Source organism: Microcoleus sp. Pol12B4 (genome assembly GCF_036701385.1).
Lineage (GTDB): Bacteria > Cyanobacteriota > Cyanobacteriia > Cyanobacteriales > Microcoleaceae > Microcoleus.
In genome coordinates this window covers 1-22,199 of the sequence record NZ_JAUBQR010000046.1, presented here as the reverse complement: position 1 = coordinate 22,199, position 22,199 = coordinate 1, and the positions used below count along the sequence as shown (strand labels likewise).

At 44.2% G+C, this 22,199-nt stretch carries 22 protein-coding genes; 11 read left to right on the top strand and 11 right to left on the bottom strand.

The genetic code is table 11. The features are described 5' to 3' along the window. Positions 1-3: 3 nt before the first annotated feature. Together QUA38_RS09165 and QUA38_RS09160 are read right to left on the bottom strand one after the other, a co-directional pair. Positions 4-486, bottom strand: coding sequence for a BON domain-containing protein (locus QUA38_RS09165; RefSeq protein ID WP_333161047.1), 483 nt, complete (start codon positions 484-486; stop codon positions 4-6). Positions 487-963: 477 nt separating this feature from the next. Beyond that, entirely contained in the window at positions 964-1,518 is a 555-nt protein-coding gene (locus QUA38_RS09160) for a hypothetical protein (RefSeq protein WP_333161045.1), read from the bottom strand. Between the two features lie 69 nt (positions 1,519-1,587). Here QUA38_RS09160 and QUA38_RS09155 point away from each other — a divergent pair, with 69 nt between their 5' ends. After that, positions 1,588-2,979 (top strand): S-layer homology domain-containing protein, encoded by a 1,392-nt coding sequence (locus QUA38_RS09155; RefSeq protein ID WP_333161043.1) that lies wholly within the window; start codon positions 1,588-1,590, stop codon positions 2,977-2,979. Positions 2,980-3,518: 539 nt separating this feature from the next. Continuing rightward, positions 3,519-4,553: a histidine kinase gene (locus QUA38_RS09150; protein ID WP_333161041.1), complete on the top strand. Its 1,035-nt coding sequence runs from the start codon at positions 3,519-3,521 to the stop codon at positions 4,551-4,553. Between the two features lie 547 nt (positions 4,554-5,100). Here the strand turns inward: QUA38_RS09150 and QUA38_RS09145 are convergent. Both QUA38_RS09145 and QUA38_RS09140 read right to left on the bottom strand, forming a co-directional pair. Beyond that, positions 5,101-5,871, bottom strand: a complete 771-nt coding sequence (locus QUA38_RS09145; protein ID WP_333161039.1) for a methyltransferase domain-containing protein — start codon at positions 5,869-5,871, stop codon at positions 5,101-5,103. Between the two features lie 93 nt (positions 5,872-5,964). Beyond that, positions 5,965-6,453 carry a GNAT family N-acetyltransferase gene (locus QUA38_RS09140; RefSeq protein WP_333161037.1) on the bottom strand — a complete coding sequence of 163 codons (489 nt, stop codon included), beginning with the start codon at positions 6,451-6,453 and terminating at the stop codon, positions 5,965-5,967. A gap of 111 nt (positions 6,454-6,564) precedes the next feature. Between QUA38_RS09140 and QUA38_RS09135 the strand changes: the two genes are divergently transcribed. The 3 genes from QUA38_RS09135 (at position 6,565) to QUA38_RS09125 (ending at position 9,042) form a co-directional block, all read left to right on the top strand. Continuing rightward, positions 6,565-7,446 carry a LysR family transcriptional regulator gene (locus QUA38_RS09135; protein WP_333161035.1) on the top strand — a complete coding sequence of 294 codons (882 nt, stop codon included), beginning with the start codon at positions 6,565-6,567 and terminating at the stop codon, positions 7,444-7,446. Between the two features lie 196 nt (positions 7,447-7,642). Further along, positions 7,643-8,569, top strand: a complete 927-nt coding sequence (crtE, locus tag QUA38_RS09130; protein ID WP_333161032.1) for a geranylgeranyl diphosphate synthase CrtE — start codon at positions 7,643-7,645, stop codon at positions 8,567-8,569. 14 nt (positions 8,570-8,583) lie between these two features. After that, the gene (locus QUA38_RS09125; protein WP_333069238.1) at positions 8,584-9,042 is read left to right on the top strand and encodes a divergent PAP2 family protein; all 459 of its coding nucleotides are present in this window, start codon (positions 8,584-8,586) and stop codon (positions 9,040-9,042) included. Positions 9,043-9,095: 53 nt separating this feature from the next. Here QUA38_RS09125 and QUA38_RS09120 read toward each other — a convergent pair whose 3' ends face one another. The 4 genes from QUA38_RS09120 to QUA38_RS09105 all read right to left on the bottom strand — a co-directional run bounded on the left by QUA38_RS09120 (position 9,096) and on the right by QUA38_RS09105 (position 11,487). Then, positions 9,096-9,599 (bottom strand): YbjN domain-containing protein, encoded by a 504-nt coding sequence (locus QUA38_RS09120; protein ID WP_333069239.1) that lies wholly within the window; start codon positions 9,597-9,599, stop codon positions 9,096-9,098. 176 nt (positions 9,600-9,775) lie between these two features. Further along, positions 9,776-10,672, bottom strand: coding sequence for a ferritin-like domain-containing protein (locus QUA38_RS09115; protein WP_333161030.1), 897 nt, complete (start codon positions 10,670-10,672; stop codon positions 9,776-9,778). Positions 10,673-10,975: 303 nt separating this feature from the next. After that, positions 10,976-11,209, bottom strand: a complete 234-nt coding sequence (locus QUA38_RS09110; protein ID WP_333069241.1) for a hypothetical protein — start codon at positions 11,207-11,209, stop codon at positions 10,976-10,978. Beyond that, a complete protein-coding gene (locus tag QUA38_RS09105) occupies positions 11,206-11,487 on the bottom strand; it encodes a hypothetical protein (protein ID WP_333161028.1) in 282 nt (93 codons plus the stop codon). Before QUA38_RS09105 ends, QUA38_RS09110 begins: the two co-directional genes overlap by 4 nt. A gap of 82 nt (positions 11,488-11,569) precedes the next feature. Between QUA38_RS09105 and QUA38_RS09100 the strand changes: the two genes are divergently transcribed. Further along, on the top strand, positions 11,570-12,049 hold the full coding sequence (locus tag QUA38_RS09100) for a hypothetical protein (RefSeq protein ID WP_333161026.1): 480 nt from the start codon (positions 11,570-11,572) through the stop codon (positions 12,047-12,049). Positions 12,050-12,160: 111 nt separating this feature from the next. On the opposite strand, the gene glnA is transcribed toward QUA38_RS09100, so the two are convergent. Further along, positions 12,161-13,582 (bottom strand): type I glutamate--ammonia ligase, encoded by a 1,422-nt coding sequence (gene glnA / locus QUA38_RS09095; RefSeq protein WP_333069245.1) that lies wholly within the window; start codon positions 13,580-13,582, stop codon positions 12,161-12,163. A 340-nt stretch (positions 13,583-13,922) separates the two neighbouring features. On the opposite strand from glnA, the gene apcB reads away from it, so the two are divergent. Beyond that, positions 13,923-14,432 carry an allophycocyanin subunit beta gene (gene apcB / locus QUA38_RS09090; RefSeq protein ID WP_333069246.1) on the top strand — a complete coding sequence of 170 codons (510 nt, stop codon included), beginning with the start codon at positions 13,923-13,925 and terminating at the stop codon, positions 14,430-14,432. A 253-nt stretch (positions 14,433-14,685) separates the two neighbouring features. On the opposite strand, the gene QUA38_RS09085 is transcribed toward apcB, so the two are convergent. Beyond that, positions 14,686-14,925 carry a hypothetical protein gene (locus QUA38_RS09085; RefSeq protein ID WP_333161024.1) on the bottom strand — a complete coding sequence of 80 codons (240 nt, stop codon included), beginning with the start codon at positions 14,923-14,925 and terminating at the stop codon, positions 14,686-14,688. 221 nt (positions 14,926-15,146) lie between these two features. On the opposite strand from QUA38_RS09085, the gene QUA38_RS09080 reads away from it, so the two are divergent. The 4 genes from QUA38_RS09080 (at position 15,147) to QUA38_RS09065 (ending at position 19,934) form a co-directional block, all read left to right on the top strand. Further along, positions 15,147-15,989 carry a TlyA family RNA methyltransferase gene (locus QUA38_RS09080; protein WP_333161022.1) on the top strand — a complete coding sequence of 281 codons (843 nt, stop codon included), beginning with the start codon at positions 15,147-15,149 and terminating at the stop codon, positions 15,987-15,989. 129 nt (positions 15,990-16,118) lie between these two features. Continuing rightward, positions 16,119-16,808: a hypothetical protein gene (locus QUA38_RS09075; RefSeq protein WP_333161020.1), complete on the top strand. Its 690-nt coding sequence runs from the start codon at positions 16,119-16,121 to the stop codon at positions 16,806-16,808. 957 nt (positions 16,809-17,765) lie between these two features. Beyond that, a complete protein-coding gene (locus tag QUA38_RS09070) occupies positions 17,766-18,365 on the top strand; it encodes a Crp/Fnr family transcriptional regulator (RefSeq protein WP_333161018.1) in 600 nt (199 codons plus the stop codon). A gap of 372 nt (positions 18,366-18,737) precedes the next feature. Continuing rightward, positions 18,738-19,934 (top strand): serine hydrolase, encoded by a 1,197-nt coding sequence (locus QUA38_RS09065; RefSeq protein ID WP_333161016.1) that lies wholly within the window; start codon positions 18,738-18,740, stop codon positions 19,932-19,934. Between the two features lie 675 nt (positions 19,935-20,609). Here the strand turns inward: QUA38_RS09065 and QUA38_RS09060 are convergent. Then, positions 20,610-22,100 (bottom strand): DUF697 domain-containing protein, encoded by a 1,491-nt coding sequence (locus tag QUA38_RS09060; protein ID WP_333161014.1) that lies wholly within the window; start codon positions 22,098-22,100, stop codon positions 20,610-20,612. Between the last annotated feature and the right edge of the window lie 99 nt (positions 22,101-22,199).

Genomic DNA, 22,199 nt, shown 5'->3' with positions numbered 1-22,199 from the left:
CATTTATTGATTGCTGCTAGGCGATGCGGGTGCAGCGGGGGCGACAACAGCAGTAACATTGACCTGTTTAACACCCTTAATCTCTTTAGCTAGTGGCTCAATTTTAGCTAAATCAGTTTGATTGGGAACTGTGCCACCTACGGTGACAACCCCGTCTTTTGCATCAACAGTTAGCTGACCTTTAGTGATGTTTACTTCTAACTTGGAGCGCACTTCACTTTGGAGGTCGCCATCGGCTCTTATAGCATCGCCACCCGTCACATTGTTGCGCTGTTCTCTGGCCCTGATATCAGAATTTGCTTGGTTTTTGCGAATATCGCTCGTTGCGTCACCCTGAGTTTTTTGAACTGTCTCCGCTGGGGGCGGGCTGGTGGTATTTTCTGTGGTAGAATTAGGAGCATCAGCGCTAGTTTTAGCCCCTTCGCTGCAAGCAGCAGCTCCAAATAACAGGATGCCGCTGAGGAGAATGGGTGTTAGTTTGTTCATAATATGTTAATACCCTCCGGGTAAGCTTTCGATGAGCCTGACTTCCTTGACTTCGTTGAGCCAGATGGGAGCCAGATGGAGCAAGAGAGCATCTTTGCTTGTGCTTTCTGCGATTTAAAAATCCTTATATCAAATATATAAACTTGAGGAAGTATCTACATCGCTCCACAGGTGTAAAATTTATCTATTCCGTTAGATAGAGTACAAAAAATAAAATAACGTCTTAAGTCAGATTTAACTTAATGAGTTCTGACCGCATTATTCCTCAGAAACTCGGTTGATGCCGAAATTTTTCTTTGCCTAGGTCACTTTTTTCCTATACAACAAGTTGAAAAGCGTAAGTTTTATTAATAAATTCTATCGCCACTCCGAACTCATTTTTTTTCTCTCGAACCTCGAACCTGGGACTTCATCCCTCAACATCCATCCATTAAATTTGTTAAATCCCAAACACTGCTCGTTGCCGAACCTCCTGCTTCAAAACAAACGAAAAGAGTCGAGAAATTTTTGAGCATTTTCTGGTTTTGGGGTAGTGGCAACCAGGCCGTAAACGCGCGTTTCCACCAAAAAAACTTGACCTATACCTACAGGTTCAGTGGGGGAAAGCGGCTGAAACTCAAATTCTTTTCCGGGATAGCCTCCGAGGGAAATATCCCGCACCTGCAAGACTTTAGCATTAGCTGCCACGACGAAAAAATCAACGGCATTATTTAAAGTAATTCTGGTATTATTTATATTATTGTTCCTCAGCCGAAAATCAAGGTCAAAGTATTGAAGCAAATAAGTTTCTTTGTTTTTTAAGTTCGAGCGGTATGTATGAGCAATAATTTGATTTGAAAAAGTTTCGGAATTAATTTTGGGATTTGCTGGCATATCGATCGCAAACTGACCCATCGCCGAGCAAAATGGCTGCCACTCTGGCGTCTGAATTTCTGCCTGCAGCGGGGCTGGTTGAGATGCAGCGGGACGGGCAAACTTGACAGAGTATGAAAGTAATGTAGCAGTAACTAGAAGTAAATACAAAAATTTCATTTGGGTAAAAATTATATATGCCCCATCGATCTGCGCTAGCCTAGAAATATATCCGCAAAGGGGCGATTTATGCTGAATATTATATTTACTCAACGGCAAGGCAACTATCCAGGGCGATCTAAAGCCAATAAAACCAATATACTCGCTGCTGTAAATACTTGCCTGGCTGTGTGTCTGTTGGCTGCTGTGACAGCTTGTGCAAACAGCCCCAACAGCAAGGCCCTCGAAGAATCATTAGCCGCCGATCCCAAATTAAAACAAAACCCAGTAGTTTTCTCTTCCCCGCCACCAGCGACAGCAATTGAGACAAACTCTACCGCCAAACTTCCTCCTGATTTCCCGACAGAGATTCCACTCTATCCTAATGCTGAGTTAATCGAAGTTGGTGGGCAAACCGATCCGTCGCAAAAAAATGTGCGGCTGCGCTGGGAAAGCACTGATCCTGTTAATTCGGTTCAGAACTTTTACTCCACAGAGTTTGGGCGTCGCAACTGGGAAATAGTCAACCGCCCCACCGCCGAGGGACAAGGTTCTTTGGTAGCAACGCGAGATAATTTACGGGTAACAGTCTCGCTTTCTCCTACTCAGAAAGTAGGAGGTTCTACAGAATTTGCGATCGACTACAGCAAAGAAACCCCCGAAATTGCCGCCAGTCCCCAACCTAACAATTCCGAGTCTAGCGCATCTCCAACCGCTTCACCAAGTCCATCTAATTCAGAAGGAACTACTCCAACGCCATCCGCCTCGCCAAAATCAGCACAAGTTAGCCAACTAGATACCCAAATTCCTCAACAGTTGCGGCAGTATGTGGCTGATTTAAGTCAGTTGGAAGTGCTGAAAGTGCGCTCAACCGAAAGTGCTAATTTAGAAACTGCCAGCAGTTTGCCCAAACCCAACAAAATTATCACTCGTCGCGAATACGCCCGCTGGTTAGTAGCAGCTAACAATCAGATTTATGCTAGCCGTCAAGCCAAACAAATTAGATTAGCAGTAGACTCTAGCGAACCGGCATTTTCTGACGTACCCAAAACAGACCCAGATTTTTCAGCAATTCAAGGTTTAGCAGAAGCCGGTGTAATTCCGAGTTCGCTTTCGGGTGAAAGTAAAGATGTGAAATTTCGCCCGGATGCACCTTTAACTCGCGAAACAATGATTCTCTGGAAAGTGCCTTTAGATAGTCGTCAAGTTTTACCGACAGCTAACATTGACGGAGTGAAAGAAAAGTGGGGTTTTCAAGATGCTTCTAAGATTGATTCCCAGGCATCGCGGGCAGTTTTAGCTGATTTTAACAATGGAGATTTGGCGAATATTCGCCGCGTTTTTGGTTTTACTACTCTGTTTCAGCCTAAGAAATCAGTGACTCGCGCCGAAGCTGCTGCTAGTTTGTGGTATTTTGGCGTTCAAGATCAGGGATTATCTGCTAAAGATGCCCTGGAAGCAAAGTCTCAACTTGCTGAGTAGAGTTGTTTGGGGTGGTTAAAAGTTTTGAACACAGCATCTACTTACCAATACCTAAAAAACCGGGTTTTTTCTCTGTAAGCAAACCCGGTTTCTGCGTCCAAGACTGACGAAATTGTACCAATTTTTGATTGATCGACGTGCGATCGCCCGCCACAAAAATTGCAGCTTCAGTTTCTAGGACTTCGGTGAATATGGCTTACCCAGAAACCGAATTTTATCTACGGAAATTCCCTGTAAAACGCGAGGCATATCCGGTGAAAAACTCCGTTTCTTTAATTTCTTTGGGAGAGTTGTCGTAAAAAACCCTTTTAATAATTGTAAATCGGCTTTTCTGTCCTTGTGGCCTACCCTAAGAAATAGTTTTTATTTCTTGAATCTTAATTTCTGTATCCTGCCATACAAGCGCTGCATTTGGCGGGCTAATTTTCTACATATTTTAACTAACACTTTGTTCAAAACTCTCAGTAGGATTCCGGATGCCGTAGCGGCCTTAACGATAAATGAACAAGAGTGTTTGAGCTCTTGGAGAGCATTTTTTAATGTACGATATTACCTTATTTACCCCGCAAGACATGGCTAAATGCAGCTTAGTCCTGCGCCACTTAGGTAGAAATACTGCTAGTATGGAAGCCACCAGCCAGAAGATTGTTAACTATATTTACCAACATTTTTGCGATTCGCAAACTGGAGAAAATACCTGTGCCTTAGTGCGTTTGTTCAAAACTCATCCCTACGGGGAATTAGAAGACTCATTGCAACAATCCGCCCGCCGCTTGATGAAGGGCAATTCTCCCGCCGCCGACATGAAATGTTGGACTCTGCTAGCAGCTGCAGGCACAGAACCGCAGTGGGATTCTCGGCACACAGCAGCAGAAAATACAGCTATTCCATTAGTTAGCCCAAAATTAGTGGCTCAAATGCCGGCGATTTCGGAAATAATCCGGCAGTTCGGTTTAGACATTCCTACATTCCTCGGAATTGAGCCAGAAAGGTTCCTGCAATTAGAGCCGGCAGTATTAAATATTTTTTATGTATCAGAGGCAAAAGGCAGCCCCTTTATTCCCGAGCAAAATTCTTTAATTATCCCCTACCAGGTCAAGTCTGTCTTGGGATTTGGGGGACTTCTGCCGTCAGGAAGTTTGTTTGCGGTAATGATGTTCCTGAAAGTTAAAATGCCCCAAAGCAGGGCTGAAATGTTTAAAGATTTGGCACTTAGTGTCAAAACAGCATTGTCCCTCCCCGACGAAAAGAGTGTTTTTGAATATTCAGGAAAGCCTACAACTTTTGTTACAAATAACAATAATTGCGAAACCGAATTACTGGAATATCAAGTGGCTACTCTGATGCAATTGCTGGACTTTTCAGAACAAGAAATGCTGAGACAAGCCGCTCGGTTTCAACAGAATATTGACAATTTACAGCGAGAACTTGCCGAACACAAAAATAAGGAACAAGCTTGGAAAACAAGCCAAAGTTCATTTACAGGCATCCTCACTATTCCCAATGATGCTATTTTGCAAGTCGAGGAAAATCAGGGAATTCAGCGTTTTAATCAAGGGGAAGAACAGATTTAAACTAAGGTCGGTGTTTAGCAACCCGGTTTATCCATGAAACCGAGTTGTTGCGGTATTTGCGGATACGAATTTACGATCGCACATTTTCCCTATCGAGTTTTTCGCTATCAGCAAATTTACAAATGGCTAGCGACGCGCCTTTCTGCAGGAAATTGGTCGCACTGGCGAGAAGGGCTAAACGCTTTCAGCGTAACTTTCGTAGCATTTGCTATTTCCTTAAGTGTTAGTTCGTTTTTGCTTCCGGCTCCCTATGGAAGCGCCAGCTTAGATTATTATTTGTTAAGGAAGAGTCTATTTTGGTTGAGGCTAAGTATCATACCAACAATATTTTTTATTAGGCCGGCTTACGCCTGAAAATATGACTGTAAAATTGAACATCCGAAAAGCCTGAGTCGTAAGTTTTTGGCAGGGGATAATTGATGGGGATCTACACAAAAGCGCAGTTACAATAGGGAAAGAAAATAACTACTGGGACTAGCGTGCGGCGCGATGGGGATACTGAGTGGACGAAGGCTTCAAATCGGGGAGATTTGTAGCCTTATATTTGTCAATAGGAATTTTTGACAGCAACAACACGAATTCGGCGATAATCTGCAATCCAATTACCATCGCGGTACAGCATCGGCCGCAAACGCTCTTCAACGGAGTTCATTACCTGCGATCGCACATCATCAGACAACCCCGATAAAAACGCGCCAGCAAACATTTCAATCCAATTTACCATACCCGCGTTGCCACCTTCTAGGGAAGTCGGGCGATCGAACAAAACCGCATAACCCACCTCAAATCCCTGCTTTTCCAAAAGCCCAGCATACTCGCCAATACTCGGGAAATACCAAGGATTAAGCGCTTCAGGCTGCTGGTAGCCAATTTCTGACAAAACACTCAGAAGTGCGCGGACGATCGCCTCCACGTTCCCCTTACCGCCAAACTCAGCCACAAAACGCCCTCCCGGCTTTAGCGCTTTTTCTACACAATTAATCACAGCATCCGGTTGTTTAATCCAGTGCAGGACCGCATTAGAAAACACAGCATCTAATGGCTCTTCTACTTGAAAAATCCTCGCATCTGCGACAGAAAAGTTAATGTGAGGATAGTTAAATTTTGCCGTGTAAATCATCGACAAAGATGAATCAATACCTTGCACAAAAACACCACTTTGAGCAATCTTTTCAGTTAACTGTCCCGTACCGCAGCCCAAATCCAGAATTTGTTCTCCCGCCTTCGGAGCGAGTAAATTTAAAAGAGATTCGCCGTACTGCCAAACAAAAGCATGATTTTGCTCATAAAGAGCTGAATTCCAAGAATTTTGTGCCATGATAATTACCCTGAGCCTTTCTTCTCTTTCTCTGTGTTCTATGCGTCTCTGCAGTTAATTAAAAAAAAATCCTTCTTCAGAAAACCAACCAACTTATTTGTTAGCGAGTTGGGCGATCGCACTTCCATCGATTCGGCAAACTCTGATATTTTCCAAAATCCGCGCTCCCTGCTTTTCATAAAAAGCAATTCCCGGCGCATTGCCAGTATTAACAGTCCATTCAACCCGCCCGCAATTTGTGAACTCAGCAATTTGTGCCAAATACTTTAACAGTGCTGTACCGACTCCCATACCGCGCATAGGAGCTTGCACAAATAAATCATCAAGCCAAAGACACGGCTGCGCCAAAAGACTTGAATAGGAGGAATAAAAAAAAGCAAATCCTACCGCTTTTCCCGCAACTTCCGCCAACAAAACCCGCACTAGCGGAGGCTGGCAAAACAACGTTGGCTGCAATTTATCTGCTGTTGCTGCCAAGAAAATTTTAGATCCATCAAAGTCGCTTTTTTTTGAAATAAAATCTACGATTAATTCCAAATCTGCCAGCTCTGCTTCTCTAATTTTGATATCCAAATTAGCCATTTTTTAATTCTCAACTTCGCCTATTAATCACTGTATGAAATGTCTTCATAAATGTCCAATATATGTTTAACTCATCATTGATACTTTAAAAATATAAATGATTGGGGAGCTATGGAACTTCGGCATTTGCGTTATTTCATTGCAGTTGCAGAGGAACTGAATTTCACTCGTGCAGCCGAAAAACTTCATATTGCCCAGCCTCCGCTGAGCCAACAAATCCAGCATTTGGAGGCAGAGTTGGGGTTTCAACTGTTTCGCCGCACCAAGCGGACGGTGCAGTTAACGGCTGCGGGACAGGTTTTTTTCGAGGAGGCCGGGAAAATTCTGCAGCAAGTTGATCGAGCAATTCAACTCGGCCGACAAACCAGTCGGGGCGAACTCGGCCAACTGACGATCGGCTTTGTGAGTTCTGCAGCACACAACGTGGTTCCAGCGATTTTGCAGGCCTTTCGCACTCGGTGTCCCGCCGTCAAGCTCGAACTGCACGAACTGACGACCAAGGAACAGTTGCAGCGGTTGCGGTTCGGGCAAATTGATATCGGCTTCGTGCGTCCTCCCGTTGAGGAATATGGGATAAATTCTGAAATCGTTTTTCGAGAACCGCTGATCGTGGCACTGCCAGAAACGCATCCGGCGGCCGATCGCGCGAAGGTGGAATTACGCGAACTCTCTACCGAACCGTTGATTTTATTTCCGCGCTCCCAGGCTCCGGGATTGTACGATGCGATCGTCAGTCTTTGTCAGCAAGAAGGTTTTAGCCCGATCGCAGCTCAAGAAGCAATTCAAATGCAAACCATTGTGAGTCTGGTAGCCGCCGAGATGGGAGTGGCGATCGTCCCTGAGTCGATGCAAAATTTCCAGCGCAACGGGGTTGTTTACAAATCTTTGGCAGAATCAACCTGCATTGTGGCGATCGCTCTGATTTGGCGCAGCGATCCAACGGCTGCGGTGCAGCGCTTTTTGGAAGTGGCCAGACTGCAGCAGCGGATTTGATATTTGAGATTGTAGATTTTAGATTGACTGGTAATTTGACAAAGTTATTAAAACTCAAAGATTTTCTGTGCAACAACACCCGTAGAATGATTAATTGATGCTCGGAGTTCGAGCAACTACCGCCGTAAAAGTCGGCACGATCGACCCGAACGGCTCACAATATCCCACGTAATTATTCAGTACAAGAGAGCAAGGGATGGTATTGGCAACAGAAATGGGTTCGTCCCAACCGGAATCCTCTTTCGATTTATCTACTTATCTAGTCAAGCGAAAAGAGGCGATCGAGGTAGCTCTCGACAGTGCACTGCCGGTCATCTACCCAGAGAAAATCTACGAAGCAATGCGCTACTCGCTGCTAGCGGGGGGCAAGCGCCTGCGTCCGATCCTGTGTCTGGCTAGCTGCGAACTGGCCGGTGGCACTACATCTATGGCAATTCCCACAGCTTGCGCTTTGGAAATGATCCACACGATGTCGCTGATTCACGACGATTTGCCGGCAATGGACAATGACGACTACCGGCGTGGCAAACTGACCAACCACAAAGTCTACGGCGAGGATATTGCCATTTTGGCTGGCGATGGTTTGCTGACCTATGCTTTTGAATTTATCGCCACTAAAACTCAGAACGTACCCCCCCGGCAGGTGTTGCAGACGATCGCCCATTTAGCGCGGGCATCGGGTGCTGCTGGACTCGTAGGCGGTCAGGTGGTTGATTTGGAATCCGAAGGAAAGACAGATGTTTCTCTGGAAACTTTGAATTACATTCACGCTCACAAAACAGGGGCGCTGTTAGAGGCCTGCGTAGTTTGTGGCGCAATTCTGGGTGGGGCGTCTGCTGCGGATTTGCAGCGGCTGTCGCGTTTCGCTCAAAATATTGGGTTGGCTTTCCAGATAATTGACGACATTCTGGATATTACTGCTACCCAAGAAGAACTGGGCAAAACTGCTGGCAAAGATGTTCAAGCAGGAAAAGTCACTTATCCGAGTTTGTGGGGAATTGAGGAGTCTCGGCGCCAAGCTTCGCAGCTTGTTGCTGATGCTAAGGCTCAATTGGCAGTGTTTGGGAGCAAAGCTCTACCGCTGCTGGCGATAGCCGATTTTATTACCAGCCGGAGTAACTAGAAATACCAAACACTATGCAGGAAATTTGCAGCGCCATCTTAAACAATCATGTACTCGTGGTTGCTTTGCTCGCTTGTCTGGCGGCTCAGATCATGAAGCTGCCGATCGAGTTGGTCAAAAATCGCAAGTTTAATCTTCGGTATTTGGTAACAACGGGGGGAATGCCCAGCGCTCACTCGTCTTTTGTGGGCGCTTTGGCTGCTGGAGTGGGACAAACGATGGGATGGGAAAGTCCGGATTTTGCGATCGCTGCGATCTTTGCAATTATTGTGATGTATGACGCAGCAGGCGTCCGCCAAGCAGCAGGCAAGCAAGCTCGCATCCTCAACCAAATTATTGACGAGTTTTTTGAAGAAGATCACAACCTTAATGAGGCTCGCCTGAAAGAGTTGCTGGGACACACTCCTTTTCAAGTGCTTGTAGGTTTGGGGCTGGGAATCACTATTGCTTGGATCGCAGGGCCTGCATATTAGTTAACTGTTAACTGTTAACTGTTAGTTGTTGACTGTTAACTGTTAACTAATGACTACAGACCGAATTCTGCTTGCAAAATATCGTCATTATCATCGGCGATCGTGGCGACAATAGTAATAACCCGAGAAATTTCCCCGGCCGAGATTTCCGCCATCGTCCGAGTCGATACTACGGCAACTTGATTATCAACAATGGCAAAATGAGCTTCTAAAGTAGACAGCCAATTCATTTCTAGAATTTTCCGCATTAATTGAGCTTCATTCTTCGCTGGCAACTGCAGTACAAAAGCCCAAACAGTCAAGGTATCATCTTCGGTTTCGCCCGTAAGTTGCACGAACACTTCGACACTGCCGTACTTGAACTTCCAAAGATGTCCGCCAGCTTCACTTTGACCGACCATCACTTTTTGGTCTACAGCCATGCTGGCGATGACAGTTTCAATTTCTTCTGCATAGGTGACGGCTGTGGCTTTTTCGACCTGCTCGGAGGCGATCGCACTTTCACTTGAGAGGCTCTCTGCGGAAGCTGTTTGTATGTTCGGCTCGCTGGTAGTCATGATTATATTTAGATGGAAAACTATTCCAATAATCAGTTTACTTGCTAAAGCTTAAAATTATGACTTTAAATAACTGGTTCCAAGGCTATGCCTTGGAACCAGTATATCTCGCTTGTTTACTGAGGTAGACGCAAGTTTGAGTTGCAAAGCGGTTTCAACCAGGTTCGCGATCGTTTTTAAGCCTTGGGCTTAGTCGCCGCCGGCTTCTTCTCAATGGTATTCAAGCCGTTGAGGAACATGGGTACCAATTTCTCCATAAATGCCTGCGGATCGCGGTTCCAGGCGCGCTGAGCTACATCAACTCTGGTCACTTGGAGATCGGGGGCCAGCAGAGTTGCGGGCAAGCGTTCCATCAGGTATTGCGGGCGTTCCCACATCGGCATCGTGTTGGCAATGTCCACGAGGCGGGTGACGCGACGCAGTTCTGCCCCCAGCATGATATCCATTCCCGATTCAAATGCTGCTTGTTCGATCGCCACATACTTGCGCTTTGCCTGTTCCACCTTCTGGCGGTGTTCCGGGCTTTTGTCGGCGATTTGGGCCAGCCAGCGGTTGCCCCAGCGGACGTGACCAGCTTCTTCGGGAAAAATCTTTTCGATTGTTTCGCGGATTTTGATGTTTTCTGCGGTTTGGGGAGCCTGTTTGAGGGCGTGGATGTGCGCTGAGAAATACTCGCAGCCCCGCTTTTCGGTGACATTGATTGCGGCTAAGGCTGCAATTATACCGTCATCGAGGTTGCGGTATTGCTCTTTGTCCAGCAGGCGATCAAATTCGTCAATATAGGAGACTCCCGGTGGCGTTCCCACCTTTTGGCCCAAGTCTACTAGCAAGTCGGTGAGCCACATCGCGTGTCGCGCTTCGTCGGAAATGTGCCGGGAGAGGTCGCGCACGAGTTCGGCCGGTTCCCCGTCTAGCCGTTCGATCACGTCCGTGAGGTCTTTGCAACTGCGCTGTTCGCTGTAGCGGTAGCGGTTGAGGGTGATCAGGTGAATTTCGCGATCGCGCACTACATTAGCTAAAATTTCGCGCGCTCCCATAGCGTTGCGAAGCTTGCGGGGATAGGCAACAGTCATGCTTTTATGTTGTTTTGTAAAGATACTTATATAAGTGTAACGCAGTTTTTTGGACAACCAATTACCTCGCAAGGCAGAAAGTTATTGTTTAGCACGGAGAGTCAATTTTATACAGACAGTTTTTTTACTAGCTCAACCAATGACAATAGTTTTTAGTTGCGAGTCATACCATTTTAGATTTTAGATTGTAGATTAAAAATGATTGATGATTATCAGGGTTGGGAGCTTTTCTACAGTTAGATTATTTTTTTAAACTGCTATCACGCAAGGGTTGCGCGGAGCACACAAAGCAACCTCATACACTCAAAACTTTTCAGGTTCCGTCGAGTCTTGGGTCTCAACACTAGCAGACTCTTGTTGAAATTTTCGCGCCTCTTCTACTTCTAACCTAGCCAGAGTTGTCGCCACATCAGCTAACTGTAAAGCCAGATTCATCCGACAAACCGGGTTTTTTTCCCTCCAGAGGTCTTTTGCTAAGAAATGTACTCGATAGCGAAACATTTTAATTGAATTTGGCGGAGTAACTTTCACGGTCATAGTCTTTCTTCGGTTGAAGTTTGAATGCGGAGCAGCACCCGTTCTAGCTCCAAGTAAACAAATGTCAGCATGATTACTTTATCTTCATGGGTGATTGTAACACTACAGGTTGCCGATCGAGGTTCAACGCCTTCGTGTCTGACAACTACAGTATATTTTCCCTGCTTCAGGTTATCAAAATTCACATCTGCCTCAAAGAGGTCAACTGTCTCCTGGGCCAGCACTCGTCCTTCTTGAGTCAGTAAAGTGACAAACGCAATGCCATCAACTGAAGTCATAGCCACGTTACTCTGATTGCGGATCATCACAAAAATATCGGACATCGTTTAGTCATTGTTAATTGCTAATTGCTAATTTAGAATGAGTGCAGAATCTCACAAACAAAGGAGTATAAATACGGTGAATTATTTCAAGTTTTTGCTAATTTTGGCTGTTAGTGCAGCGGTTCTCGGTTTGGGAAAAAGTGGGGTTCTAGCTGCTGTCTGGAATATCTCTGAGAATGAGCCTGGTTTGCAACTTCACGGCGTGCGGGTTACTCAAAGGGACGATCGCAATTTAAGTAACTCGAAAGGTACATTAAAAGAAGGCAGTGCCCTCTCTATCGATCCTGATGAAGTTACAGGCATACCAAAAGCTGAGGCCAAGGCACGTTTCACTCTGAATAAGATATATAGGGTTCAGGAAGGCACTACTCCTGACGATTTATTTATTGTTGATGAGAAAGCAAATAAATGGGCTGTAGAGGATGTCTCTGAGGCTACAAAGGGCCCTACTACTAACAGCGTTGCCCAGATAGTGTCGGGTAACGGGAGAGTCTGGGCTCTGATCCAGAAGTTCTAAACTCGAAAAAAACGCCGCTTTTAAAAGCGGCGTTCTTATTAATTAAAAATTACAGGTTAAAAATGGTATAAGCCCAGTTTTAACTTTTAATTTTTAATTATTAATTTTCTTCTAACAGTCGTAGTAGAGAGCAAACTCGTAGGGGTGAGGACGCAGTCGCATTGGGTTGACTTCATTGTCGAGTTTGTAGGAAATCCAGGTTTGGATGAAGTCTTCGGTAAATACGCCGGTTTCAGTTAAGAAACTGTGGTCTTTTTCCAAAGCTTCTAAAGCGCCTTCCAATGAACCGGGAGTTGAAGGAATTTTGCTCAATTCTTCTGGGGAAAGGTCGTAGATATCCACGTCCAAAGGCTCGCCCGGATCGATTTGATTCTTGATGCCGTCTATGCCGGCGCACAGCATGGCTGCAAATGCTAAATAGGGGTTGGATGTGGCATCGGGACAGCGGAATTCTAACCGCTTGGCTTTGGGGTTGGTTCCCGACAACGGAATCCGTACTGATGCCGATCGATTTCCTTGAGAGTAAGCTAAGTTTACAGGCGCTTCAAAGCCCGGAACTAAACGCTTGTAGGAATTGGTCGTGGGGTTGGTGATTGCCAAAAGTGCCGGTGCGTGCTTGAGAATGCCACCGATGTAATGCAGTCCCATTTGACTGAAACCAGCATATTGATCGCCTGCAAATAGAGGCTGGCCGTCTTTCCAAATCGACTGGTGAACGTGCATCCCGGAACCGTTGTCGTTAAACAGCGGTTTGGGCATGAAGGTGATGGTTTTGCCGTATTTTTTGCCGACGTTTTTGATGACGTATTTGTAAGTCAGCAAGTAGTCGGCGGCTTGTACTAAAGTTGCAAAGCGGAAACCGAGTTCGCATTGACCGCCGGTGGCGACTTCGTGGTGGTGCTTTTCGATGGGTACGCCGCATTTTGCCATTGTTAGCAGCATTTCCGTTCTCATGTCTTGAGAGGTATCAGTTGGTGCTACTGGGAAATAACCTTCTTTGTAACGCGGTTTATAGCCGAGGTTGCCGCCTGCTTCTTCTTTGCCGGAATTCCAGCGACCTTCGATCGAATCTACGTAATAGTAGCCGGAATTTTGGGTTTGGTCGAAGCGAACGTCGTCAAAAATAAAGAATTCTGCTTCCGGCCCAAAGAATGCTGTATCGCCGAGACCGGTCGAAAGCAAGTAGTCTATGGCTTTTTGGGCAATGGTCCGCGGACAGCGACTGTACGGTTCGCCGGTGCGAGGTTCTTTGATGCTGCAAATGAAGCTGATGGTCGGTTCTGCCATGAACGGATCCATCCAAGCGGTGGTCGGATCGATGACCATCGTCATGTCTGATTCGTTGATGGCTTTCCAGCCCCGAATGCTGGAACCGTCGAAGGGTACGCCGTCTGTGAATGAGCTTTCGTCGATTTGGTCGTGGTACAGGGAAAGGTGCTGCCAGATCCCCGGCATATCGATGAATTTGAGGTCAACGATCTGGATCTTATTTTCTTGTATGTAGTTTAAGGCTTCTTGGGGTGTCTGGAACATGACTTACTCCTGATATTGGTTGTGTCTTGGCGATCGGCCGATTTCAGACTGTTTGGGCGATCGTAGGCCTTCAGTACCCACTATTTTGTATCTATGGCTACAAAATTTTGAAATTGGTGCCCAGTGCGGCCGGGCAGTTCGTGATTCTTGCCCTGTGGATTATTTTTCGGCTGAAGATACAAGGCAAACCGCTGAATTTTGCTGCCGTTTGCCGAGGATAGACTACCTAGAGTGAAAATCCCATCTCAAATCTTAATCAAACGCCGATTTGTAGTAGTCTACAATAGGCGGTCTGTCTCAGATAGCAAAGTATTGATAAAGATTTTTGGGAGAGAAACTTATGCGCGATGCAGTGACGAGCCTGATTGAAAATTATGATGTTGCTGGTAGGTATTTAGACCGAGATGGTATCGATCGGTTGAAATCTTATTTTGCAACGGGCACGGCACGGGTACAGGCGGCGGCGGCGATTAACAGCAATGCTGCGGCAATTGTCAAGCAAGCTGGTATCCAGCTATTTGCTGAACAGCCGGAACTGATCCGTCCCGGGGGAAATGCCTACACGACTCGTCGCTACGCGGCTTGTCTGCGGGATATGGACTACTACTTGCGCTATGCTACTTACGCCCTGGTGGCTGGAAGTACCGATGTGCTCGACGAGCGCGTGCTGCAAGGTTTGCGGGAAACTTACAATTCTCTAAGCGTTCCCATTGGCCCGACGGTGATGGGAATTAGCATTATGAAGGAGATGGTTAAGGCTCAGGTGGAAGCTGCTGGCTTGTCTGTTGGGCCTTTTTTGGAGCAGCCTTTTGATTACATGATTCGCGAATTGAGCGAACAAGATATTTAAGTCAATTTGCTAGTTATTTTAGCAGTAAATTGCATTTTTGGCTGGCAGTTAGCAGCACTTATATCGATCGCTTTTTTTGGCTTCACAGCCTCCAAGCGATCTTTTTTTATGGGTTATACAATTTTAGATTAAAGATTATAGATTAAAAATTATAGATTAAAAATTATAGATTAAAAATTTGAAGAATTGGGAATGACTGATGAATTAAGGGTTTGGAGCTGCCCTATAATTGCATTCTTGTTTGAAACTGGTACTAAAAATCGTCAACACATCCCCAGACGAGGCATTTGTCCAGGGGATTTTTGGTTTGGCGCAGCTCGATTTGTGCGACCGTTGTTGCTTCTACTTCGCCGTTGGGGTAAAGAATGTGAATAATGTCACCACTGACGAAGGCGAGGGGGTTTTCTTGACAATGGGCAGGATTTCTGATAGGAAAGTTAATTGTTTTCATGGTCGATCGCCCTGATGGTATGTGTAGCGCTTTTAGCTGCATATAAATCATCCGCTAGTCACAAAAATTATTGTGTGATTCTATGAATGTTTATCTGTGATCCAACTACACACTCAGAGCGATCTCAGTCACATCATGTGAGCTGGGGGCATCGCCCCGCGACAATCGCAAAACCCAAATAATCGCCAAAAATTAGCAGTGGGGCTTGTGCGTAAGTGCTAATCTGGTACTGTTCTTAACCCTATCCGTACAGATTAAAAACCTTGGCTAAACAGCGACTAGATACTTTATTGGTCAGCCTAGATTTGTGCAGTTCCAGACAGCAAGCTCAGGCCTTGATTCGGACTGGGAAAGTATCCATCAACCAACAGGTAGTTGACAAACCGGGCACTGAGGTGGATATTGCAGCAAAAATTCAGATTAAAGAGCGATCGCGCTATGTTTCTAGAGGTGGCGACAAATTAGCCAAAGCTTTAGAAGTTTTTGCTATTCCCGTTGCAGGCAGAATTTGTCTCGACGGCGGCATTTCCACAGGCGGTTTTAGCGACTGTTTGCTGCAGGCCGGCGCCGCCCTAGTCTACGGCGTAGATGTGGGCTACGGTCAAGCAGATTGGGGCTTGCGTAACGATCCGAGGGTAGTTTTGAAAGAACGCACCAATTTGCGGTACATGACTGCTACTGAGCTTTACGGCGACTCTGCGCGAGCAGATTTGGCGGTAGTAGATGTGTCGTTTATTTCCCTGGATAAGATTTTACCGGCACTGTGGGAATTGTTGGCACCACCGCGAGAAGCGGTGTTGCTGGTAAAGCCGCAGTTTGAGGTAGGGCGCGAGAGAGTCGGGAAAAAAGGCGTAGTGCGAGACTCAGCAACTCAAGCTGATGCGATTTTTCAAGTGTGGAAGGCAGCCACAGCTTTAGGATGGCAGCAACGCGGCTTAACGTGGTCGCCTTTACTTGGCCCGGCCGGTAATATCGAGTATCTTTTATGGTTGGGGATCGATCGCGAGCTGGAATCAGACCCCAAGGCGATCGAAGAGGATGTTGTGAAAGAACGGATCGCACAAGTCACCAAAGCGGCGGCGCGGGAACTTGTCGATCGATTGTAGATTGTAGATTGATTTCTAGATATCAAACTAATCAATTTTAAAAGTCAAATTTGGAACTCCAAATTGCTTTAAAATTTCAATTTTTTTTGTCAATCAGACTCCTCAACTTTCACAAGAGTGAATAATTCCATGCAATCATTCAAACAAGCCGGTTCGATTTTACTGTACGTTCTAGGTGCCATCGGGTATGTGGCGATTGTAGCTACTATTGTAGGCGTTTCAATTCTCATCAAGTGGGCAGCTCTGCTACTGGCAGACAAATTATTATATACAATTCTGATTATCGGCGATTTGTTGAGAGGCATCGAAATTATTGAACTGTTAAATATATTAGTATTTGCATTTATCGGTATGGGAGTGGGTGTGGCGACAAGGCTTTTACACCCTCAATACGGTCGCAAAATTAGTGCTGCTGTGTTGATAGTTATAGTTCCCTTAGTTTTCATGATTACGCCAGCCATTCGATATAATTATTGGTTGGAGAAAGTAGGAGAATCTGATAAATTATCGCCTCGGCAAACTGCAACATTAACTAACTCATTTTTGAATAGAAAAGTAGGAGTGCCTGGTTTTATAGGTTATTATGTATATACTGGTCAGTTTCCCGTTATTCCAGCGAAACAATCGGAGATGAAAGATCTTGACAGCTTTGAAAAAAAAGTTAATTCCAGATTTGTACAGTTCACAGGTATTGCTCCGACTATTGTTACTTGGTCAATGCGGGTTTGTTTTTGGCTGATTAGAATATTTTACTTTTCTATAGCGGTAATTGCCACAATCGCCCATTTTAGGGAAGGTGTTAGAATCGCGAGACGGTAATACGATTTTCGATTTTCGATTTTCGATTAAAGAATTAGGAGTCTCCAATTACTATTAAGGTGTGGAGCTTACCTATAGTTGCATCCTTTTTTGACAAGGGTATAGAACCAATTTGATATCTATTGTTATAACCGTAACCATTGTGCCATATTAATTTGAACCCTTTTGCCACCATCGCCCCATGATTTATCATTTTGTGGATATTGAGTTATGTGAGACGGCTTTTTTGTCGGCTTTCTTGTTTAAGAAAAGAGTCAAAGAGGTTCTATAAAGTTCTTTGGATTTTGTTTACCACGAAACAAGTTTCTACAATTTTTAAAACTAAGTCGTATAGCTTGTTGTAGGGGTTCTCTGTACACTTGCATGAAAGAGGGGATACGATTTACCTTGCTTCTCGATAATTTACTTTTTCTTTCGTTGATAGTTCATTTCTTTGTAAATGGGTAAACGCGAAGTTTTACTCCCAAAAGTTCATAAAAAATTCCTTCAGGGTAGGCTTACCGTTTTTAGAAAAGGGGATTTATAGTTACTAAATCAGATGATATGACTATGAGTATTGAAACCACTATTTAAAATAATATCGAGTAATAAAGTTTAAGAATCTCGACATTATGCTGAATAACTTGCTTATATAAAAAACTCCTTTGTAATAGATATAATTTCCCTCTGACCTTGAGCCGAGATATGTGTAAAAAAGTGCAATTAAGGCCAGTAATGCTTGCCTAATAAGGGTTTTAATTGCTACTTTGTGGCTAGTGATAGCTTCGCTACCCTGTCCCAAAATTTCGATTACTTACAAAATTTTACGTCATCTCCTCGGAAAGCCCGTATCTCGGTTTTACCCCAAATTGTGATATTTTTAAGTTAAGTTAGTAGCGATCGGTTGCGGCTCAATTTAGCTGTTAGACAGCTAAGTAGTTAAAAATTCTTAGGTTTTTTACAAAGGGTTAATAAGGAATGCAGGAGCAACTTTTCCAGACCTTCAATCAGCTCATACCTCTAGACCCACAGCAACGCGAAGAACTTCGTAGAGTTACATACCCCCTAGAGTTGCCTAAAGGATCTTTATTGCTAGAACGGGGTCAGATTTGCAACCATCTCCATTTCATTTTGGAAGGAGTAGTTAGAGCAGTCCACTATGATAATTGGAAAGAAGTTATACCTTGGTTTGGGTTTGAGGGGGATATTGTAAATTCACACCTCAGTTTTACGTATCGCCAACCCAGTCTAGAAAGTATTATTCTGATCTCAGATTGTAAATTCCTCTCGATTACCTACGAGAGTCTCCAATATCTCTACAGTAAAGATCCGATCTGGCAAAATCTGAGCCGCCTCTTTATTGAACGCTACTATATTGATGTTCAAGAGCGCTTGATTTCTTTCCTTTCTTTGACAGCATACGAGCGCTACGAGCAATTACTACAAAAATACCCAGACATTGAAGACAGGGTTAATCTCGGTCATATTGCTTCTTACTTAGGAATCCGACAAGAAACTCTCAGCAATCTCCGTAAGAGACGCAGAAGGCATCAACGCAACCAGGGCAAGCCTAATTGAATTGGATAGCTTGAAATTTGATATAGATCAAATTTGATCTATATCAAAAAAAACTACTATTCATCATTCTTTTTGGCATTCTAATATGAGTCTTGGATTGGCCATAGAGAACACGTCATCTGTAAGGAGATAGTAATGAGATTTTTTCTGGCTAGGATCTGTCCAGCAGTAATTGTATTCTTCATTATTTTCTCTGTGACTGCTCAAGGAATAAATGTCAATCCCGAAATAAAATACGATCGAGCTGTTAATTCATTTTCGCTTTCAGCTTTTGCTAGAGCTTTGCGATATTTTTAAAATTCGCAAAAGAGCGACAATCTTCTTACACCAAGCCAGCCTTTATTCCTCATTGTTCTACTTAACTTTAATCATATGTTAACCAATCAGAATAAGTTATTAATTTGGACAGTTGTTTCGATAATTATAGTATGTATTTCTTTATTTTCTGTTTGGCAACTCTATTTTTATCCAAAGCTATCTTTGTTTGACCCTAACAAGCGAGCAACAAACTTTCGGAACATGGGAAAAATTTTCCCAAGCAAACAAATCAAATCTTCTAGTAACCCATATTTTTTCAAAGAAAATCTGCACATTTTAGATGTTTTTTATAAGTTTGAAGGTCAATTTTATAAAATGTCAGAACTGCTAACAAAGACAGAGACAACTGGTATTTTAGTGATAAAGAATGACACGATTGTTTATGAAAAATATTTTAAAGGGAATAGTGCTTTATATAAGAATACTTCTTGGTCGATGGCAAAATCCTTGACATCAGCATTAGTTGGAATTGCGATCGCGGATGGATACATAGATAGTATCAATGACTCAATCACAAAATATATTCCCGAACTAGCAGACTCAGGCTATCGAAATGTTCCTATTAAACATATTCTTCAGATGTCTTCTGGAGTCAAATTTAGCGAGAACTATGACGACGATTCCTCTGATATAAACAATTTACTTCCCCAGCTTTTTCTATATATGCAGCCAATTAAAAAAGTTGTTCTCAACTTTCCATCAGATTATCCATCGGGAAAGAGATTTCATTACATCAGTTTAGACACACAGGTATTGGGTTTGCTTATTGAGCGAGTAACTGGACAGAGTATTTCCTCATATTTTCAAACCAAACTATGGCAACCACTAGGTGCTGAATCAGATGCCTTATGGTTGACAGATAATCACAATACAGAACTGACATTTTGCTGCTTAAATGCTACCTTGCGAGACTACGCCAAGTTTGGGCTACTCTATCTCCATGAGGGCTACTTTAACGGAAAACAAATCATCCCCCAAGCCTGGGTTAAAAAGTCTGTTGCCCCAGATAGCCCCTATCTGCAAGTTGGATCGACAGCAGAGGAATATGGTAAGTGGGGATATCAATACCAATGGTGGGTTCCTACAGATTCTAATGGAGACTACAGTGCTGTAGGTGTTTGGGGGCAGTATATCTATATTAATCCGAAAGAAAATATGGTGATTGTAAAAACAAGTTCTGGCTTAACAAAACCTAAGGATGATGATGAGGTAATGGCACTTTTTCGGGCTATTGCAAAGGAGTTAAAATAGTCGGGTTCATTTCAGTGACCAATAAAATTGCGGGTAAATAAGCAGTCGTACAGAAACTTACAGGAATTGAACCGAGATCAGAATGAAAACGGAAATAGTGGCTAAAAAGCTTGATTTTCCTTGCCTATAGATGCCCTTGGTGCATTTGTAATCACAAAACCCTTTGGATTCAAGACTGGCATTGCAGGTGTTTTTGACCGCTTGCGAGTCAATGATGAGTAAGCGCGTCCACTTTTGTTTTTTTAAAGTTGTTGTCGCACTTGTCCATGTAAAGCAGACATGGTGTGTTCTAATACACAATCAGAACGCCATTGTTTGTAATGCCAGGAGGCGGTTGAATAGGGAGAGAAGTCTTTAGGGAAATCACACCAATTACAGCCGTTTTTGAGCTGATAAAAGTCCCATCCAGGATTTGCCTTTTACTCCAACGAGGAAGTCTAGTTTTCTTCTTTTGTGGGAGTAAGAGTTCGATAAGTTCCTACTATGAGTCGGTTAAGCTGCTGGAGTATGACATTTATTTCTGGAATTCTAGACTCCTGTGCTCTTAGCTTGTCACCAAATATCTCAAAAGGGTTCTATAAGAGTACAAGCATTAGGGTGCGTCAGATCCTAGCTCTTCGATTATTGACAAATAACCATCTGCTGACCTACCCTACTCAACTACTAGCGCAATTTTTAATTGCCAATTTTAAACTCTTGCTGCAAGCGATCGATAATTGTATTACGCTCGATGGTGGCGAGAATTTCTTGAATTACCGTATCTTGTCCCAGGGGACCCCAGGTGCAGCCTTTTTCTAAGTAAACTTGGGCGGCGCGACCGACAGCGTAGGTTCCGTAAGCTGCTAAACTAGCTTGAGTGACAGCGACTCCGGCAAAAGTAGAAAAGCCGATGTGCGGGGCCGCAGCGGCCGCACTCTTGCCAAATCCCAAGAGGAAACTGCTACCCAATTCTCCCAAAAGTACGCCGCCAGCACTGGAGAAAATAGTCTGCCAAAGTTTTCCGGCTTCGTAACCAGTCATGGGTAAGCCGTAAAGTCTGGATAAAGAGCGAATTAAGGCTAAATCTGCGACACTTGCTCCCATTACATCCAAGAATGCCACTGGATTTAAACCGACAGCCAAAGCTTTATATTTTGCAAATTGCCAGATTAAATCTTCGGCTTCTGTTTGTCGCAATTTGAGAACGTGACGGGCAATGTTTGCTTCGGCATCTCTAGCTTCAACTAAAGCATTTAGAGCGAGGAGCGATCGACCTTCTCTGTTAAGAATTGTGAGAATTTTATGTTTGAGTTCGTCTATCTGCGCGGGCGGCGACTCCCATTCGTTAGTGACTCTTCCGTCGGACCATTCCACCCGCACTTGCACCGGCGCTGGTTCGGCAGCTACCATGACTATTTCTAAAGATTTGGAAGTTTTAGGCGGTGATTTGGCAGTAGATTTATCGGAGGAGTTGTTTGGGCGATCGGACAAATTTTCGCTATCTGTTTCCTCTGTTACCGCAGCGGCTGCTAACTCTTCAGAATTTCCCAGCGCTTGCAAACTTTGGTAAATAGCTTTTCTGTCTAATTCTGGATAAAGGTCAATTTTATTAAAAACTAAAATTACCGGTTTTTGAGCTGTTTGCAATTCGCACAGTGCTTGATATTCAGTTCGGGTGATATCGCCTGCAACGACAAACAGAATTAAGTCAGCTTGGCGAGTTACTTGTTTCGCCATTTCGCCGCGCACTTCGCCGCCAACTTCATCAAGTCCGGGAGTATCGATTAATTCTACTTGCACCCCTCCTGTCCCACCCTTGCCAAGGGGGGGTTGGGGGGATTCCTCGCTCTCAAGGAAGGATAAAGGCACACTCCAGCGCACGGAACGTGGCCACTGAGTCACGCCGTTGAGAGGGCCTGTTTGCAGAATTTTGTGACCTAAAAGCGCGTTTAATACGGCTGACTTGCCACGGCTGACTAAGCCGAAAGTAGCAATGCGGATTATGTTGTGGTCTAGTTTTTCTGAGGTGGAAGTTAAGATATCTAACTGATATTGCAGCGCCGCTTCTAATTCTGTATTATTCGAGTTTTTTTTCCCTTGGCGCAGGTGGGAATAGCGCGCCAGGGCTTCGCGCAAACTGGCGCGGGCAAGGGATAAGCGATTTTCTTGAATGGAATTGTCAGCCATTGGCGATCGGCTTTTTTAAGCAGGTATAATTGATCGTCGAATTATAAATCCTATTTCTTATTTTAATACAATTTTTCATAAATTTATAATTTTTTAGTG